The sequence below is a fragment of the Pectobacterium nicotianae genome (assembly GCF_023272715.1).
In the GTDB taxonomy this organism is placed as follows: Bacteria; Pseudomonadota; Gammaproteobacteria; order Enterobacterales; family Enterobacteriaceae; genus Pectobacterium; species Pectobacterium brasiliense.
Window position 1 is genome coordinate 1733343 of record NZ_CP096821.1, and the last position, 14791, is coordinate 1748133.

At 47.9% G+C, this 14791-nt stretch carries 21 protein-coding genes; 12 read left to right on the forward strand and 9 right to left on the reverse strand.

What is annotated here, in order from left to right; genetic code table 11:
• Nucleotides 1-49: 49 nt before the first annotated feature.
• The 6 genes from MYB54_RS07700 to MYB54_RS07730 form a co-directional block, all read right to left on the reverse strand.
• Complete coding sequence (locus tag MYB54_RS07700) at nucleotides 50-595, reverse strand: helix-turn-helix transcriptional regulator (RefSeq protein ID WP_248721766.1); 546 nt, start codon at nucleotides 593-595, stop codon at nucleotides 50-52.
• Between the two features lie 49 nt (nucleotides 596-644).
• Nucleotides 645-2099, reverse strand: a complete 1455-nt coding sequence (locus tag MYB54_RS21970; RefSeq protein ID WP_305883904.1) for a flagellin N-terminal helical domain-containing protein — start codon at nucleotides 2097-2099, stop codon at nucleotides 645-647.
• Between the two features lie 262 nt (nucleotides 2100-2361).
• Nucleotides 2362-2943: a hypothetical protein gene (locus MYB54_RS07715; protein WP_248721767.1), complete on the reverse strand. Its 582-nt coding sequence runs from the start codon at nucleotides 2941-2943 to the stop codon at nucleotides 2362-2364.
• A 153-nt stretch (nucleotides 2944-3096) separates the two neighbouring features.
• Nucleotides 3097-3522, reverse strand: a complete 426-nt coding sequence (locus tag MYB54_RS07720) for a putative zinc ribbon protein (protein ID WP_248721768.1) — start codon at nucleotides 3520-3522, stop codon at nucleotides 3097-3099.
• A 92-nt stretch (nucleotides 3523-3614) separates the two neighbouring features.
• On the reverse strand, nucleotides 3615-3827 hold the full coding sequence (locus MYB54_RS07725) for a helix-turn-helix transcriptional regulator (RefSeq protein WP_248721769.1): 213 nt from the start codon (nucleotides 3825-3827) through the stop codon (nucleotides 3615-3617).
• A 101-nt stretch (nucleotides 3828-3928) separates the two neighbouring features.
• Nucleotides 3929-4516, reverse strand: coding sequence for a YagK/YfjJ domain-containing protein (locus MYB54_RS07730; RefSeq protein ID WP_248721770.1), 588 nt, complete (start codon nucleotides 4514-4516; stop codon nucleotides 3929-3931).
• 374 nt (nucleotides 4517-4890) lie between these two features.
• On the opposite strand from MYB54_RS07730, the gene MYB54_RS07735 reads away from it, so the two are divergent.
• The 11 genes from MYB54_RS07735 to vapC all read left to right on the forward strand — a co-directional run bounded on the left by MYB54_RS07735 (nucleotide 4891) and on the right by vapC (nucleotide 11310).
• The gene (locus tag MYB54_RS07735) at nucleotides 4891-5559 is read left to right on the forward strand and encodes a hypothetical protein (RefSeq protein WP_248721771.1); all 669 of its coding nucleotides are present in this window, start codon (nucleotides 4891-4893) and stop codon (nucleotides 5557-5559) included.
• Between the two features lie 94 nt (nucleotides 5560-5653).
• Nucleotides 5654-6541, forward strand: a complete 888-nt coding sequence (locus tag MYB54_RS07740; protein ID WP_248721772.1) for a GTPase family protein — start codon at nucleotides 5654-5656, stop codon at nucleotides 6539-6541.
• Nucleotides 6542-6724: 183 nt separating this feature from the next.
• On the forward strand, nucleotides 6725-6883 hold the full coding sequence (locus MYB54_RS07745) for a hypothetical protein (protein ID WP_155242703.1): 159 nt from the start codon (nucleotides 6725-6727) through the stop codon (nucleotides 6881-6883).
• Between the two features lie 146 nt (nucleotides 6884-7029).
• Entirely contained in the window at nucleotides 7030-7863 is an 834-nt protein-coding gene (locus MYB54_RS07750) for a hypothetical protein (RefSeq protein ID WP_248721773.1), read from the forward strand.
• A 56-nt stretch (nucleotides 7864-7919) separates the two neighbouring features.
• Nucleotides 7920-8270: a hypothetical protein gene (locus tag MYB54_RS07755; RefSeq protein ID WP_116238250.1), complete on the forward strand. Its 351-nt coding sequence runs from the start codon at nucleotides 7920-7922 to the stop codon at nucleotides 8268-8270.
• A gap of 122 nt (nucleotides 8271-8392) precedes the next feature.
• Complete coding sequence (gene radC / locus MYB54_RS07760; RefSeq protein ID WP_248721774.1) at nucleotides 8393-8866, forward strand: RadC family protein; 474 nt, start codon at nucleotides 8393-8395, stop codon at nucleotides 8864-8866.
• Nucleotides 8867-8905: 39 nt separating this feature from the next.
• Nucleotides 8906-9241 carry a type IV toxin-antitoxin system YeeU family antitoxin gene (locus tag MYB54_RS07765; protein ID WP_248721775.1) on the forward strand — a complete coding sequence of 112 codons (336 nt, stop codon included), beginning with the start codon at nucleotides 8906-8908 and terminating at the stop codon, nucleotides 9239-9241.
• Nucleotides 9242-9310: 69 nt separating this feature from the next.
• Nucleotides 9311-9631, forward strand: a complete 321-nt coding sequence (locus tag MYB54_RS07770; protein ID WP_039311757.1) for a TA system toxin CbtA family protein — start codon at nucleotides 9311-9313, stop codon at nucleotides 9629-9631.
• A gap of 117 nt (nucleotides 9632-9748) precedes the next feature.
• Nucleotides 9749-10582 carry a DUF4942 domain-containing protein gene (locus MYB54_RS07775; RefSeq protein ID WP_248721776.1) on the forward strand — a complete coding sequence of 278 codons (834 nt, stop codon included), beginning with the start codon at nucleotides 9749-9751 and terminating at the stop codon, nucleotides 10580-10582.
• A 93-nt stretch (nucleotides 10583-10675) separates the two neighbouring features.
• Nucleotides 10676-10906, forward strand: coding sequence for a type II toxin-antitoxin system VapB family antitoxin (gene vapB / locus MYB54_RS07780; protein ID WP_248721777.1), 231 nt, complete (start codon nucleotides 10676-10678; stop codon nucleotides 10904-10906).
• Nucleotides 10906-11310 (forward strand): type II toxin-antitoxin system tRNA(fMet)-specific endonuclease VapC, encoded by a 405-nt coding sequence (gene vapC, locus MYB54_RS07785; RefSeq protein WP_198339801.1) that lies wholly within the window; start codon nucleotides 10906-10908, stop codon nucleotides 11308-11310. The genes vapB and vapC overlap by 1 nt, the downstream gene beginning before the upstream one ends.
• A 478-nt stretch (nucleotides 11311-11788) precedes the next feature.
• Here the strand turns inward: vapC and blaCAR are convergent, their stop codons facing one another.
• The gene (blaCAR, locus tag MYB54_RS07790) at nucleotides 11789-12802 is read right to left on the reverse strand and encodes a CAR family subclass B3 metallo-beta-lactamase (RefSeq protein ID WP_248721778.1); all 1014 of its coding nucleotides are present in this window, start codon (nucleotides 12800-12802) and stop codon (nucleotides 11789-11791) included.
• A gap of 111 nt (nucleotides 12803-12913) precedes the next feature.
• Between blaCAR and MYB54_RS07795 the strand changes: the two genes are divergently transcribed.
• Nucleotides 12914-13813, forward strand: coding sequence for a LysR family transcriptional regulator (locus MYB54_RS07795; protein WP_205563835.1), 900 nt, complete (start codon nucleotides 12914-12916; stop codon nucleotides 13811-13813).
• 54 nt (nucleotides 13814-13867) lie between these two features.
• On the opposite strand, the gene MYB54_RS07800 is transcribed toward MYB54_RS07795, so the two are convergent.
• Together MYB54_RS07800 and MYB54_RS07805 are read right to left on the reverse strand one after the other, a co-directional pair.
• Nucleotides 13868-14224, reverse strand: coding sequence for a hypothetical protein (locus MYB54_RS07800; protein WP_052235227.1), 357 nt, complete (start codon nucleotides 14222-14224; stop codon nucleotides 13868-13870).
• Between the two features lie 224 nt (nucleotides 14225-14448).
• A complete protein-coding gene (locus MYB54_RS07805) occupies nucleotides 14449-14667 on the reverse strand; it encodes a KTSC domain-containing protein (RefSeq protein WP_010279476.1) in 219 nt (72 codons plus the stop codon).
• Nucleotides 14668-14791: the final 124 nt, after the last annotated feature.

Sequence of the window (14791 nt, forward strand, 5' to 3'; positions counted from 1 at the left end):
TCGCAAAATCAGTGGGGTTCAAGCGTCTTGTTGCTCTCAGAACCTTGTATCATGCCACCTTATCAACGTAGATAACCCTGTGATTTTCGGCGTCAGTAATACTTTGCATATGTGAGATTCTGGCGATGAGTAAAAAGGTGAGCAGATCCTTTATGCCATATTTCCTGTAGATATTATTTTTCATATTGTTGGCGGTTTTATGGGTTATCGCCATTTTCTTTGCGATGGTTTTTATTGCTATTCCGTCCAGCCAATAGCCGAAAAATATTTTCTCATTCGGTGATAACGATATCGTCTTGCCTTTTATTTCTCTGAACGATGACAGGGCAGAGATCACTTTTTTAATCGTACTCATCGATGCGTGTTTTGATAACAGCAATACCTTTTTAGCCACCATCACGGGTGTATGTTTACGGTTATTTAGAATAATAATGAATGCCCGTTGACGGTCGGTAATGATGTGCGTCAGTAGCGTCATGTCGATACCGTGTTCAATATCAACAACAGTGATGGGTACATTACCGCCATCCTTATTTCCCAGACAGGTAAACGCCGCCGTGGTGAAAGGGCAGCGGCTGAATATTTCAATGCTCATGGCGATAGTGGTTCAGTAGAAAAATAGCAAAGTGATATCTGACGACGCATCATCCCTGTAACAGCTTTAATACGTTTCCCGACTGCTGATTGGCTTGCGACAAGACGGCCATCGATGCCTGCTGTAGGATCTGGGCTTTTGTCATTGCGGAAACCTCAAGGGCATAATCCGCATCCAATATGCGGGAGCGGGCGGCAGTGGTAGCAATTTTCTCCTGTGACAGCACGGTAGTGACGGATTCGAAGCGGTTCATCTGGCTGCCGTATTCACTGCGGTAACCGTCCAGCGTTTTCAATGCATTATCGAACGTGATTAATGCCGCACTGGCCTGCTCTGGTGTGCCCAGCATGACAGAGGAAAGTCCCAGCGATTGGCTATCTACTGGCGTTGGGGTGAGGGTGACCGTTTGCAATGCATCACCAAAATTCGCCCCGACGACAAACGTCGTTTCTTTGCTGATCGGCACTGAGGGCGGCAGTGGCGGTGCAGGCTCTGTCGGTGTGGGAAGTTCATCCCAGCTTGCACTGCTATTAAATACGCCGCTGCCAACCACAATGATAATCAGATCTTCCGTCCCCTCATCTATGTGAATTTTTTCCAGTCGGTTTGCTGCCCCCACATTCCCATCGTTAAATCCCCCGGTGTTGGCATCTTCAAAGCGGTCACCATCACCACTGTAGGTGATGGTCATACCCTGATAAGTGGTCTGCGCCCCTGTGTTGATATTGTATTCCCCGGCTTGCAGCAGCGAATCTGCCGAGTAGGTGGCATTGGGTAAAAAGCCGTTATCTTGCGTAATCACGGCGGTATTCATGGTGCTTTCATCCGTTACGCCGTTTGCTGACCAGACAATATCGGCGTCTGCGCCTTCTGCGGGCGTACCGGCCAGATGCCTGCCATCTCGCGCAAAGAGCTGGATATCGTCATCGGCGCTTAATGAGTCGATGGTGATGGTAATATTTTTTGCGCCAGCAGGAATGTAAGCCAGCGAAATCACCCCAGAAGGAAATTGATGATTGATATTGGGGACAGGAAATTTTTCAGCCAGTGGCAACGTGTCGCCCAGTTTGGCAGGCAGGGGGCCTGGTTCAGTGGGGGCCAGCGGATAACGACCAAAAATTTGAGTCGATGAGGCGATACGGTCGATCTCTTCCCTAATCTGCTGATATTCACCGTTCAGGCTGGTCTGGTCGCTATCTGACAGCGTACCGTTTGCCGCCTGCACCGCGAGCTGTCTGCCGCGCTGTATCAGGTTATTGATGGCACTTAGCCCGCTCTCGGCCGTTTGCATCAGGCTGAGACCGTCTTTCATGCCGTTAGTGATGACGCTGTTGGCATTCAGATTGGCGGTCATCCGGTTGGCAATGGCCTGACTGGCGGCATCATCCTTCGCGCCATTGATGCGCAGACCTGATGAAAGCCGTTCAATCGCCTGGCTCAATCGGGTGGCCGATTTATCCTGTTGATTCCGTATCGTTAAATGAAGAGAGGTAATCGGGGTCATTGCGCATCAGTCCTGATTTGGCAAAAACAACGGGATGGATTTTATCTGCTGATTATTGATTTACCGGATAACAGGCAATAGTCAGCCCTTCCCGATAATGGAAATAAAAACAGATAAAACATTACGTTATGGTTATTCTCGGCAATAGCTTATCGACGGTGGCGATCAAAAGATAATCGTTTTGATAGATCGATGCGATCATATCGATCGGCGTTACCGATCAAAAGCGCTCTGAATCAGTGTTCACGTAACGGTATGAAAATTAAGCAGATCGGTAGTCTGCCCAGTAACCAAAGCAGGCGAAGAAAACGTATTCGTCAATCATTGCCCGACGCGCTGGCTGAGTGCGTAGGCGGGTCTTAATCCACCCCTGAATCTGTCTGTCGGTTTTATCAGCCAGTGATGTCCATTCATGATAAGACAGGCCGTTAAGTAGTTCAGACCAGCACAGTAGTGTTAGTGTTTCCTGAATGCCGGGTTCATTTTCCTGATCAAATAACCGCTGAAGGCTGTCACCCAATTCATCCAGATGCAGCCGGTCACATTCACTGATCAGAATACCGCCCAGCAGTGGATACCGTTGAAGGTAGCGGCTGGTTTCCACTGGCAGAATGGCTCTGCTGGCAACCTCAATACGCGATACTCTTGATGTCTGCATTAGTTTCGCGGGGACAATCAGATGAGCCTTATGCTGGTCTGGCAGTGAAACTGCCGTCAATCTCAACCGATGGAAAGTATGAATTTTTCTCGTACTGATACCCTGATGAACGGCGTGCGCAGCACTGTCGTCAAGATGGCTTTGGTACTTATCCAGCAACGTGGATAGCGTCGTGTTACATGTCATTTAGAAAGCCTCCAACATGCTGAATAACAGACAGCCGGTGTCCTCCGTGGAATCGGATAGCGGTCTGTTATTCAGGGAATAATTAATTAAGAAGAGTGAACTGAAAGGTGTTGTTTCTGGCTGGAATGATGGGATACGAGCAGCGGCCCTGAATTAACTATTCCGATGACCTTCTTCTTCAGGTACATAGCCATTATCTTCAACGACTACACTGTAGATTCCGTCTTTACACGCCGGGCAGAGTTTCTTTCCTGTATAGTGGTTTTGGCACAACACGCAATACCAGGTGTTCGGTTTAGGAAGAACGTAGCTGGCACAGACTTTCTCCCGTAGTTTTTTAATCCTCTCTTCTTCTTTCTCTTCGGGGTCCCGGTAGGCACATGCCTTCAGTTTTCTTGAATCTATACTGAACCGATCATGCTCAAACCAGGCTTCTTCATGTTGCGATCCGTTATGCAGAGTTAACCTGCAACCACAGGATGTACATGTCCAGTGACCCTGGGGCTGGCGGCTAGCCTCAGTTGCATTAACAAAACGATTTTTGGCATTGTTAGCCAGATAGCATTTTAGAAAGCGCATAAATTGATTCCATTCCTGACGATAACGAGCTGAGCGTAAGAGATTGTCCCAACGCTGTTAGCGGGAATATGAGTCGTGTTTAGAACGTGTAGCTACTGGCGAGACTGATTGATACGTTGCTGTAACCAGGTTTCGACTTCACTTTGCAGCCAGCGGGAACTGCGACCCAGCTTAATCGGCTTCGGAAATTCACCCAGTTGAATCAGCTTGTAAAACCATTTGTCGGTTAATCCGGTCAACTGGGTGATAAAGGTCATATCCACGAACCGGTCGTTAAGAAGGCGGTAATCGGTAGTGGTGCTCATCGTTTTTTCTCCTTGAATAAATGGGAGAAGAAGCCGGAAAATGGAAATTGGCGAACTCCTTCAAACGATAAGGACTTGGCGTAATTTTTTAACCGAGAGCTTTAACTGGTCTTTCGCCGCCTGCCAGATACGTGTGCAGCAGGAATACTACTCAACTGGCAAATAACGCCCTGACTTTTCTGATCCTGCTTGCTGAGATAGTTCAGGATGTACTGCATGCCCTTACGTCCCTTAATATCGTCATGTGCCGTCACCCATTCTCCGCGTACTTTGTAATGCTCCTTAGACTCGCAACGATATGAATAACCTTCCTCCCAGGTCACGTACTTCCAGGTATCTCTCAGCGCTTCAAAGACTCCCCAAGCTCGGCGACGTTTCTGACCATTCAAGTAGAATGCAGCGTGAATGTGGTAGCCATGCTGCTCGGTATGCTCCAGTACCCATGCGTAGCCCACCAGCCCGTTGATGTCCTGGCACCTTTGCAGCAATAGCGTTATATCTGCCACTGTGGAATGAATATCGCCTTCAATCCTTGAATCACTGTCCCGTTTGTAGGAGAAGTCCACCCGCAGCATCAGCAACTTGGAATAACGCTCAAATAATTGGTTCTGGTGATGTTGCAGCTTACGTTTCAGAGTACGGTGCTGAACGTAGTTAAGATTGATATCGGTAATGTCGTGGTAAGCCATGTCTGAATCTCCATGTGAGTGTAATCGTCATGGGAATGGGCATGGGCATCAATTTTGAAATGAAGGCGAGTTCGTGGAACTGTAATGATCACTCCGCCTGAGGTATCGATCTGGAGGGCGGTGGATAATTACGAAATCTCTTCTCTATAAAATATCATTAAATACCTTAATTAAATGTTCGCCGTTCTGAGAAACACACCGTTCAGAACACTAAAGTGTTCCCTGTTTAAGGTTTCAATACAAGTAGTACTACGCCTGTAGGTAGTGGGGTTTTGTATGAATTTCGCACAATTAGGGATTTTTAGTAACTGATTGACCTATAATGTTTTTGTTATAAAATGTATGTTTATTTACATAACTTGTATGTTTTAAAAATGAACAGCTATTACTCTGCTCGTCAGGCGAAAAACATAGACAAATCGTTTAGGGAGTTATTCCGGAATCTCTCTGCCAGGGAGGCAGTGAGAGCGCTGAAATTCTCGTTTGTGATAACACCTCTCGATGGGAAAAGTGCTTATTCTGACGACAGAGGACCTGAGCATGCCAGAAAGGTTCACTTTGCACTGAAGCTGTTTCTGAATCACATGCGGGTGCTTAAATACGGGAAGTGCGTTGCCGGGTATTCATGGCTGATGTGCAACGAAAAGCGCACAAATCTGCCCTATATTTACATGTTGTTTTACATAGCTGAGAGCGCCAGTGCCGATAAAATTGCGGAGTGTCTGGGGGAGTTATGGAGCCGCTCGGTGGAAAAAGCGAGCCTGAAAGAAGGATGGCCCGGTTATCCGGTTGTCTTCAATTACAACCTTGAATTGGGTAATCAGCAATTCTGTAAAGGCAATCACGCTCTTCTCGATGGTTATACCGGGAGCCAGAGTGCTGCATTCATATTTAATGACCTGTGCGGTGGTACAGCTAACTTCAAAATTAATTCAGACAATCCGACGTTGTTCTTGAGCTATCTGGGGTCACTCAGATTGAGTATGCATTCAATCCCTGGCGTAAGGGCATGGGGCTATTCACAGTTAAAGGATAAAAAATAAAAAAATCTCAGTTATATATCACCTCATTGAATTACCTCTATTTCAATTCATCAGGCCATCCATCCCGGATGGCCTTTTTCATTCTGAGGCTGATATGAAAAAATCGTCAGGTTATTCCCTGATCCGCCGCCATCTGCGGCGCTATCCCCGTTCGTTACGTCACGCTCTTATGCAGGAGCTGACCCAACTGGTCACCTATGAACCAGTGATTGGCATTATGGGCAAAACCGGCGTCGGAAAATCGAGCTTATGTAATGCGCTGTTTCGCAGCGAAGTCTGCGCAGTGAATGCTGTCGCAGCCTGTACCCGTGAGCCACAACGCATTCGTCTGCGTTTTGGGCGTCATTATCTTACGCTGGTTGATTTACCGGGTGTCGGTGAAAGTCAGCAGCGGGATGAGGAATATTGCGCACTGTATCAATCCCTGTTGCCGGAGCTGGATATGGTGCTGTGGGTATTGAAGGCGGATGACCGCGCCTATTCTGCCGAGGAGCAGTTTTATCGGGATGTGTTCGGCTCCGTGAACGGTGAGCACACGCCGATACTCTGGCTGCTCAATCAGGTCGACAAGATTGAACCGAGTGAAGAATGGCACTGGGCCTCTGCGCAGCCATCATCCAGGCAACGGGAACATATGGCACAAAAGCGGGTGGCTATCGGGCAACAACTCGGTATCGTGGCAGAGAACATTTTACCGCTTTCCGTTAAAGGCCGTTATCAACTGGGAAAGATGGTGGAGGCCATGATAACCCTTCTCCCAAAGCAGGCTCGCAGTCCGGTCATTCCGCATTTACGTGCTGAGCACAAAAGCGAAAGCGCGATAGAGCAGGCCCGGGCTGGATTTTCGGACACGGTAGTCAGTGCGGTGGATTGGGTTATTGACCACGCGCCGTTGCCTCAGGTAGCAAAACAGGTGCTGCATGGCGTCACCCATTCCGTTGCCAGAGTGGCAAATGCCGTGTGGTCTTTCTTCTTCGACTAACGTTTTTGCTGCTTCCCATCAGTTTTCTTTATCGTCACCGATCGATTTTGTCGATCGAACCGATCGAATTGATTTGTTATACCGCCATTTCTCCCCGCTATAAAATCGACATTCCATTCTGAGACTTTTTTACTTTTATGAATCAATAACATGTTCATGTAACGCGTATGCGTCTGGAGGGCAATGATGCCGTTGTTACTGCTTTGGGTGGGGCTGGCAATCGTGCTGGGATGCGTGGCATCCAGCAGCGGTCGTTCATTCTGGGGCTGGTTCATTTTGGGTATGGTCATCGACCCGTTACTGGCCGGATTGTTGTATTACCTGATTTGCAGAGAAAAATAATATGCGAACGCTGTTGAAGCTGTTTGGCCGCTTTATGCGCTGGTATATCACGCTGGTGATTTTTATGGCCTGCCTGCTTTTTATCATCAATACCGTTGGCGGATGGGCCGGTTTTTAACCGAGAGCCCTTCCGAAGGAAAACCACAATGAAAACACAACCTGCACTGCCATGCAGTGGAATGCTGCTGGCCTCCCTGATGGTTCTTCCCATTCTGTCTGTACAGGCAAAGCCTGCTGACAATGAACCGCAAATTATCACCGACAGCGAAGGGCATATGGTCTGCCATCTCTGTGGACCCGACAGGAAAGACAGTTTCTTTATTTCTGACTATCCACAGGGCTATAAAAATAAAACGGATCAGTACAGCAAGTTATGGGACATGACGCGCTATACCATCCTACTGAATGATGCCATTCCTGCTTACACCGCTAACCGGACACCCGATTTTTATTACATCGATAAATATGCCGTGTCGCCCACCGTTCACTTTATTGAGTTTGACGATGACCGCTCTGATTTATCGGCTGTAGCGAAGGTGTCTGTGACGGAAAACAAAAACAACACGCTGCTCACTGTCACCTGGAAGAATGGAGAGAAAAACCGTTTCCAGATGAATAACCAGGTTCTGGCGTATCAGGCACATATACTGAGAAACACGCAGGACCAGCTTTTCTGCCGGAATTGCGGTGACAGCGGTAAGGATGTGCTGGTTCAGGGCGCGGATACCGCCAGCCTTTATACCCGTCTGACCGATACGCCGTATTACGCCTTTCTGGCGCAAAGTGCCGGGATGGCCTGCCCGGCAGGGAACTGGTATGCCGTCAATAAAACGAACCCCACACCTGAGATCAAGGCGATTGACCTCAAGGATTGCAGTGAAATAGTGAAGGTTGACAGTACCCATGATGCCAACACCACCACGCTTAACCTCACTCACTACAACGGCAAAAAGGACACGCTGACATTCAGCCATCGTTGAGTGTACCGCCTCTGGTCATCGGAAGGCTCCGAGCCTGTCGAATAAAGGAAAATATCATGAAAAAAGCATTTGTCGCGCTCTGTCTGGGATTGTGTTCGCTAAGCGTTTTTGCAGAAAAAGCGCCTGTCAGAGTGCAAACCCGTATTGCCTCAGGGAACTGGTATGCCGGTCCCTATTATCCAAGGATATCCGTGACGGCATTGGCAGATTCTGTCGTCGTCAAAGACATTGCGGTTAATCGGGGAAATTGCCAGCACCTTTCCGAAGAATCCTGGAAGCCCGTTCGACTCCGCTTCGGCAGCACTTTTGAAACAACGTTTAAGTCAAAAAACTGGGGAGCCGCCTGTAATGTCCTTGAAATCATTGTCGAGACCGATCAGGGCATATGGGAATTCCAGGTGGAATAACGACTGACCTTATTCACGGTTCTGATGCCTCGTGCGCCTGCGCGGGGCATTGTATTTATTGTGCTCTTGTCATCCATTTCATCCTTCTTTTTCATCATCCATCGTTTAGATAAGGAATCATCATGTCATGTAATTCATTGGCAGGCAGCGTTGCGTCCAGAGAGCAGCGCATCATCCAGATGGCGTTGTGCCTGCTGGAAAAACGCGTGCGTAAAAATGCGCGACAGTTCAAAACCTCTGAGGACACCAAAAGCTGGTTGATGCTGGAACTCAGCAGTCTGGAGCGCGAAGTCTTTATAGTGCTGTACCTGGATAACCAACACCGTCTGATAGAAAAGGAAATTATCGCGCTGGGCGGCATCAACAGTACCGAAGTGCATCCGCGTGAAATCCTCAAAGCCTCGCTGCGTCATAACGCCGCCGCCGTGATACTGGCACACAATCATCCTTCCTGCTGTGCCGAGCCCAGTCAGGCTGACCGCCATATCACCGACAAGCTGAAGGGATCACTGTCACAACTCGACGTCAGAGTCCTCGATCATCTGGTTGTCGGCGGCGCTGAAGTTGTGTCGTTTGCTGAACGTGGCTGGTTGTGATGATCACTCTTACCGCTGAACTCTTATAAGGAAAACATTATGTCATCAATAGAGGCCTCGGAATGGGGATTAAAGTGTGCTGTCACGCCGCGATTCGGAGCCAGACTGGTGCAGGAAGGTAACCGTCTGCACTATCTGGCAGACCGGGCCAGCTTTATCGGTACGTTTAGCAAGGCAGAAGCCCGTAATCTGGAACACGTCTTCCCTGAGCAGATTAAGCAGTTGGAGCGGAAACTACGCACGGGTGAACTGAATCCTCGTCAGCAGAACTGCGTCACGCTGCATTGCAACGAATGGATCTGTGAAGCCGATACGCTGGGCAGTGTTGGCTACGTGTATATTGCTATTTATCCCTCTTCAGCGGCAACACAATAACCCGCAGTTTCTTTCCCCATTCTGAACATTTCCCTGATTTTATCGACTTAACCTGAAGAGAGTATTCACATGCAAACAACACCTGCAATCCCGCCACGGGAGGATAACCCCTGTCCGTCACCTATAACCGTCTGGCAACAACTGCTGACCTACCTGCTGGAAAAGCACTACGGCCTCACGCTGAATGACACACCGTTCGGCGAGGAGAACGTGATTCAGGCGCATATCGATGCTGGCGTCACGCTGGTCAATGCCGTCAATTTTCTGGTGGAAAAATACGAACTGGTGCGTATCGATCGCAACGGCTTTAACTGGCAGGAGCAATCGCCGTTTCTTACCGCCGTGGATGTTCTCCGTGCCAGACGTGCTACCGGCTTGCTCAAGGCATAAAGATTGCGAGCGGCTTTCCAGTCACATCGCACCAAATCTATTTATTCCTCTCCCCGATGCATAATGCGCCAGCCCTTATCGGCTGGTGCATTTGCTTTTATGTATGGACCACAAACTATGCAAACTGAACCCGAGGTTTTGACCGAACACACCGAGCTGATTTGCTCGACCAATATCGAACGTATCGTTACCGGACGTGATACCGCGCTGCAACAGATAGAACAGCTCCTCAACCAGCTACAGGTTATTTCAACACTAACAGCGACTATTGGTGGCGGCACCGCTGAAGACTGGGCGTTAAAGCAGGGGCATCGCTACGACTGCTGGCTAACAGAAGCACCCAACAAGGCGATGCCAGCCATCACCCGCACGTTGGATCGCAATATCTGGCGCGACCTGATGCTGAAATCCGGCATGCTGTCGCTGATGGATGCCGAAGCCCGCAGCCAGTGGCACAAAAATCTGGATGAGGGGGAGCTACCGACTATCAGCGAAGCCAATATTCTCAGAACCTTTGAGCAACTTCACCAGAGCAAGCAGGAGGTATTTGAGCGAGGTGTGATTAACGTATTCAAAGGGTTATCGTGGGATTACAAGACCAATCACCCTTGTTACTTCGGCAAGAGAATCATTATCAACAATCTGGTGACCTACAACCGTTGGGGCTTTGGTCTGAACTGGGGCTGGCGACGCGATCAACTGGCCGATCTAGAGCGTATGCTGTATCTGCTGGATGGCAAACCGATCCCCGACAACCGAGGCGATGTCACCATCCGGCTGATGGACCATATCCGCGATAATCCTCACAAGCAGGAATACGAGGATGAGTTCTTCAGTGTGCGTTACTTTCAGAAAGGCACGGGGCATCTCACCTTTAAACGCCCCGACCTGATCGATCAGATGAACGACATTATCGCCAAACATTATCCAGGGATGTTGGCTGCGAGGTGATTAACCAATCATGTCACATAGGTATATCCCATTGACATATCCCATCAATATTCTATGCTATCGATAGCACAAAATTTCTCCAAGGAGACTGCCATGGAAAAAACTACAGTATTTAAAAGCAATCGCAGTCAGGCGGTACGACTCCCTAAAGCTGTTGCACTGCCGGATGATGTGAAGCAGGTTGATATCGTTGCGATTGGTCGCACACGTATCATTACTCCGGCAGGCGAAAGCTGGGATAGTTGGTTTGAAGGGGAGAGCGTAACACCTGACTTCGTGATCACCAGAGAGCAACCCGATGAGCAGGTCAGGGAAGATTTTTGATGCTGAAATATCTACTTGATACCAATATCTGTATTTACACTATCAAGAACAAACCGCAAGAAGTCAGGGATGCTTTCTACCGCCATTACGGGCAGTTTGCTATCAGTTCTATCACATTGATGGAACTGATTTATGGTGCGGAGAAATCGGTAAATCCAGAAAAGAATCTTGCCGTGATTGAAGGGTTTTCTGCGCGTCTCGAAGTTCAAAACTACGGTTTTGACGCTGCCGTGCATACTGGGCAAATTCGTGCGGAACTGGCAAGACAAGGAACACCCATTGGCCCGTATGATGCCATGCTAGCGGGTCATGCTCGGTCAGCAGGTTTGATACTGGTAACGAACAATGTGCGTGAGTTTGAGCGTGTGCCAGGATTGCGCGTAGAAAACTGGGTCGGTAGATAGGCTGACAATAGCCAGTCTTTGTAATATGCTGTCGCAGTTCAACAACTGGCGTCACTGCTAGGTATCGTAGCGAACGGCAGGGTAGGGAATGAAGCAATGTAGGCTGTGGGTACAAATGCGGGTACATGCTAGTTATATTTTAAGGTAAATCCTTTAAATACAATGCTGATGGCATGTTTTTCAAGTCCCGCCCCGGCACCATTGATTTAAAAAGAATTAAAACAAGCACTTATGTGCAATGTCGTAGACCGCCGAGAGGCGGTTTTTTTGTGCCTGAAAATCCCTTTCCTAATATTCTTCCTAATATGTTTTTTGCATTAGTGCTAGATATGCACTATTTGGGCTTTTTATTCTGACCACCAATCATCGGAATTTGACGGCAGGTATTATCTCGCTTGGCTGATGGTCAGGAGTTTAATCTTTTCTTTTTTCGGCTCATCTCCCTTATCTAGAAGGGCTATTTCTTTCCTCTAAACGTTTACTTTTTAATCTGAGCTTGTTCAACCGCGAGTCTTTCTACAGCATTAGCGCGGAGCGTAGCGAGCTGTTCGAGCAATCCGTTTGCATCCACCATAGGGTGAGGCTGGCCAGGCTGACGTACTTTTAGCTGATTTTGCACTTCAATTTGACCGTTACTGAAAGGATGTGCGGTGAGATGGACTGTAATGGGGCGTTTGGTGTCTTTTACCATTGCTTTGATGCGATCGATGCTTTGAATATAGGCTTCAACCTGCTGTGGACTATCGATAGCGTTTAGACCTAATCCACCAATGGTAATAGCGCGGTAAGTGTTATTTCCCTCTTTGACATCGAATACATAAGATGTGGTTCCCCAAGTGTGACCGGGCGTCATGTAGGCGTGAAATGTCGTATCACCAATGGTTAACGCGCTACCATCTTTCACCAAAATATCTGTGGCAGCAGGAGCAGGTATCGTCCACGCGTTAGGTTTGCCCTGTGTATTTTTCGCATCCAGCAGTGCTTCCTTCCAACCTTCCTCAGACATGACAAAGCGTGCATTGGTTAGCGCCTTGAGTTTAGAAACGCCACCTACATGATCAAAATGCCCGTGTGTCAGCAGTACCATTTTGATCTCTGCCGGGTCGACGCCGATTTTCTTAATATTATCGATTAGCTGATCCGTAAATTCACCATACAGCGTATCAATAAGTACCGGGCCCTCACTGGTTTTGATAAGCCAGGCTGAGACCCAGCAAATGCCGACATAATAAACATTGTCGAAGGCTTGGTAGGGCTCGACAGTCTGTGCCTTTGTATCATTCAGCCAACGTCCAAGTTCCGCAGGCATTTTGCCGCTGCTGCCAAATTGGCTGAAAAGTTGGTTGATGGTTGATGATGGACCGCATCCTGTAAGTGTGGGGATGGTGGTGCTATTTATTTCTGCATCCGGTGAAGGGAGCGAGTGAGCCGTAGCAGCCATATTGAATAAAAGTAAGAAAGTAGCCAGAGGTGTAAGACGTTGGTTCTTCATTCTTTATCTCTTGTCTAGATAGTAAAGCCCAGACTATAGTTGCGAAATTCGGACGAATAAATACGAATTAATGCAAACTAACGTTGCATATTTCGAACAATACGAGGATTTATGGACCGCTTTGTTGCCATGCAGGTATTTGTAGATGTGGTTGAGTTAGGGAGCCTTACTGCCGCAGCGAACAAGCTGGACATCTCGCGTGCCATGGCTACGCGCTATATCGCATCATTGGAGAAAGCATTCGGCGTTCGTCTATTGCATCGCTCCAGTCGCAGTTTGGGATTGACGAGTGCCGGAAGCGAGATTTTGTCCTATTGTCGACAAATTTTAGCGTTGAATGATGATATTGGTGCTGCTCTTGAGAGTAAAAGCCAAGAGCCTAATGGCTTGATCCGGGTTGCTAGTAATATTTCATTCGGCCAATCCTATCTGGCCGATGCGCTGAGGCGCTACTCCGCCCAATATCCTAAAGTTTCCATTGAGATGGTGTTAAAGGATGCGTCAGTGAATCTGGTGGAACAGCGTATTGATCTGGCTATTCATGTTGGTGACAAACTCGATCCGACGGTAATTTCACGCCAGTTGAGCCGCTGTGCTTCTGTCGTTTGCGCCGCGCCCGATTATCTGGCACGTAACGGAACGCCCCAACGGCCAGACGATCTCAGGCAACACAACTGCTTGTACCACACGCGTTTTGGTCGTGTCTGGCGATTCCAAGCCCCATCGGCTGACGGTGTAGATCTGGTAATGGATGACGTGAGCGTTACGGGCAACTTTGCAGCGAATGATAGTATGGTGCTTCTGCATGCCGCGCTCGCGGGTGAGGGCATTGTTCATTTACCCGCTTTTACGACGGACCCTTACCTTCGTACCGGCGCACTGGTTCGCGTTCTGACAGACTACGCATTGCCTGAGTTGGGGGTCTATGCGTTATATTGTTCACGCAAATACTTACCTACCAGCACACGTACGTTACTGGATTTTTTGCTTAATGACTTGTCGAGCGGCTAGATTTATGGTGCTAAGAGGCTAACCCTATCTCTGTAACAGGCGTGTTTGTTGTCATTACGCGAGCTGTTGACCTTGTTCCGCCATTTCTTTTATACGTTCTTGTACTTTGAGATCCAATGCCATGCGTTCTTCTACTGGCATTGCCTCGTATTGCTCCTTGGATATTCCCATGGAGGCGAGTACGGAGAAGAATAATCTTTCTTCATGAGACATGGAGACCCAGTCCATAAACTCCTGTGCTGCTTTCGAGCGTTGAGGCTCAACTTTAGCGCTGGGTTCGTGTCTGGAGATTTGCCCGCTATCCTTTGCTTTCTCAAGTGCCATTTTGAAAGTATCTTCACTTGGCGCAATAGCGTGCTTACTGGTCTGGGAAAATAAAAGATTCGCCCCCTGAATATCCGATGTGATCATATGAACTCTCCATAGTTAGACAGGATAGATACTCACATAGTCTGAAGGGATGTTATCGAAAAGATACCACCTGGATGTATGTTTAATTCACCGGATTAGTTGTGATAGTGGAACGGGAAGGCGGCGAGAGATTAACTAGCAAATCGATGTGGCGTAAAGCGACGTTTTACATCGCCGTTAAGGAACGGCGACAAATCCCAGCGTTGTTATTGGCTATTTCTTATCTATCTGATTTTACGGCACAAAAATTTATCTTTTATCACGCCATCAAAGAAACGGCCTTTAGAGACGACAGCGTCAGAAATAAATTTTTTATAGATAGACTCAGGCACGCCAACATATTGATAGATATCTTTATTATGAAATTCTATCTCAAGGTTGTGCGTCTTTGGATCGTACCCAATGGAATAAATTCGTGACGATAAAACCTGCTGTCGCTGCAATGCTCGTTCCTCCCTTGTGCAAAATAAGATCAAACTATAAAAAGATTCACTGCATGACATATTGTCGACGATCATGCTTATTTATTGAATATGTATCAAATTTTTGGTGAGTTGGTTAGTAAAA

What these genes read in the sequence shown, in the direction of transcription:
- MYB54_RS07725 (WP_248721769.1), bottom strand. Translation starts at nt 3,827, where the DNA reads ATGAGCACCACTACCGATTACCGCCTTCTTAACGACCGGTTCGTGGAT.
- MYB54_RS21970 (WP_305883904.1), bottom strand. Translation starts at nt 2,099, where the DNA reads ATGACCCCGATTACCTCTCTTCATTTAACGATACGGAATCAACAGGAT.
- MYB54_RS07715 (WP_248721767.1), bottom strand. Translation starts at nt 2,943, where the DNA reads ATGACATGTAACACGACGCTATCCACGTTGCTGGATAAGTACCAAAGC.
- blaCAR (WP_248721778.1), bottom strand. Translation starts at nt 12,802, where the DNA reads ATGAAGAACCAACGTCTTACACCTCTGGCTACTTTCTTACTTTTATTC.
- MYB54_RS07770 (WP_039311757.1), top strand. Translation starts at nt 9,311, where the DNA reads ATGCAAACAACACCTGCAATCCCGCCACGGGAGGATAACCCCTGTCCG.
- MYB54_RS07775 (WP_248721776.1), top strand. Translation starts at nt 9,749, where the DNA reads ATGCAAACTGAACCCGAGGTTTTGACCGAACACACCGAGCTGATTTGC.
- MYB54_RS07730 (WP_248721770.1), bottom strand. Translation starts at nt 4,516, where the DNA reads ATGGCTTACCACGACATTACCGATATCAATCTTAACTACGTTCAGCAC.
- MYB54_RS07745 (WP_155242703.1), top strand. Translation starts at nt 6,725, where the DNA reads ATGATGCCGTTGTTACTGCTTTGGGTGGGGCTGGCAATCGTGCTGGGA.
- MYB54_RS07720 (WP_248721768.1), bottom strand. Translation starts at nt 3,522, where the DNA reads ATGCGCTTTCTAAAATGCTATCTGGCTAACAATGCCAAAAATCGTTTT.
- radC (WP_248721774.1), top strand. Translation starts at nt 8,393, where the DNA reads ATGTCATGTAATTCATTGGCAGGCAGCGTTGCGTCCAGAGAGCAGCGC.
- MYB54_RS07795 (WP_205563835.1), top strand. Translation starts at nt 12,914, where the DNA reads ATGGACCGCTTTGTTGCCATGCAGGTATTTGTAGATGTGGTTGAGTTA.
- vapB (WP_248721777.1), top strand. Translation starts at nt 10,676, where the DNA reads ATGGAAAAAACTACAGTATTTAAAAGCAATCGCAGTCAGGCGGTACGA.
- MYB54_RS07735 (WP_248721771.1), top strand. Translation starts at nt 4,891, where the DNA reads ATGAACAGCTATTACTCTGCTCGTCAGGCGAAAAACATAGACAAATCG.
- MYB54_RS07750 (WP_248721773.1), top strand. Translation starts at nt 7,030, where the DNA reads ATGAAAACACAACCTGCACTGCCATGCAGTGGAATGCTGCTGGCCTCC.
- MYB54_RS07755 (WP_116238250.1), top strand. Translation starts at nt 7,920, where the DNA reads ATGAAAAAAGCATTTGTCGCGCTCTGTCTGGGATTGTGTTCGCTAAGC.
- MYB54_RS07700 (WP_248721766.1), bottom strand. Translation starts at nt 595, where the DNA reads ATGAGCATTGAAATATTCAGCCGCTGCCCTTTCACCACGGCGGCGTTT.
- vapC (WP_198339801.1), top strand. Translation starts at nt 10,906, where the DNA reads ATGCTGAAATATCTACTTGATACCAATATCTGTATTTACACTATCAAG.
- MYB54_RS07740 (WP_248721772.1), top strand. Translation starts at nt 5,654, where the DNA reads ATGAAAAAATCGTCAGGTTATTCCCTGATCCGCCGCCATCTGCGGCGC.
- MYB54_RS07800 (WP_052235227.1), bottom strand. Translation starts at nt 14,224, where the DNA reads ATGATCACATCGGATATTCAGGGGGCGAATCTTTTATTTTCCCAGACC.
- MYB54_RS07765 (WP_248721775.1), top strand. Translation starts at nt 8,906, where the DNA reads ATGTCATCAATAGAGGCCTCGGAATGGGGATTAAAGTGTGCTGTCACG.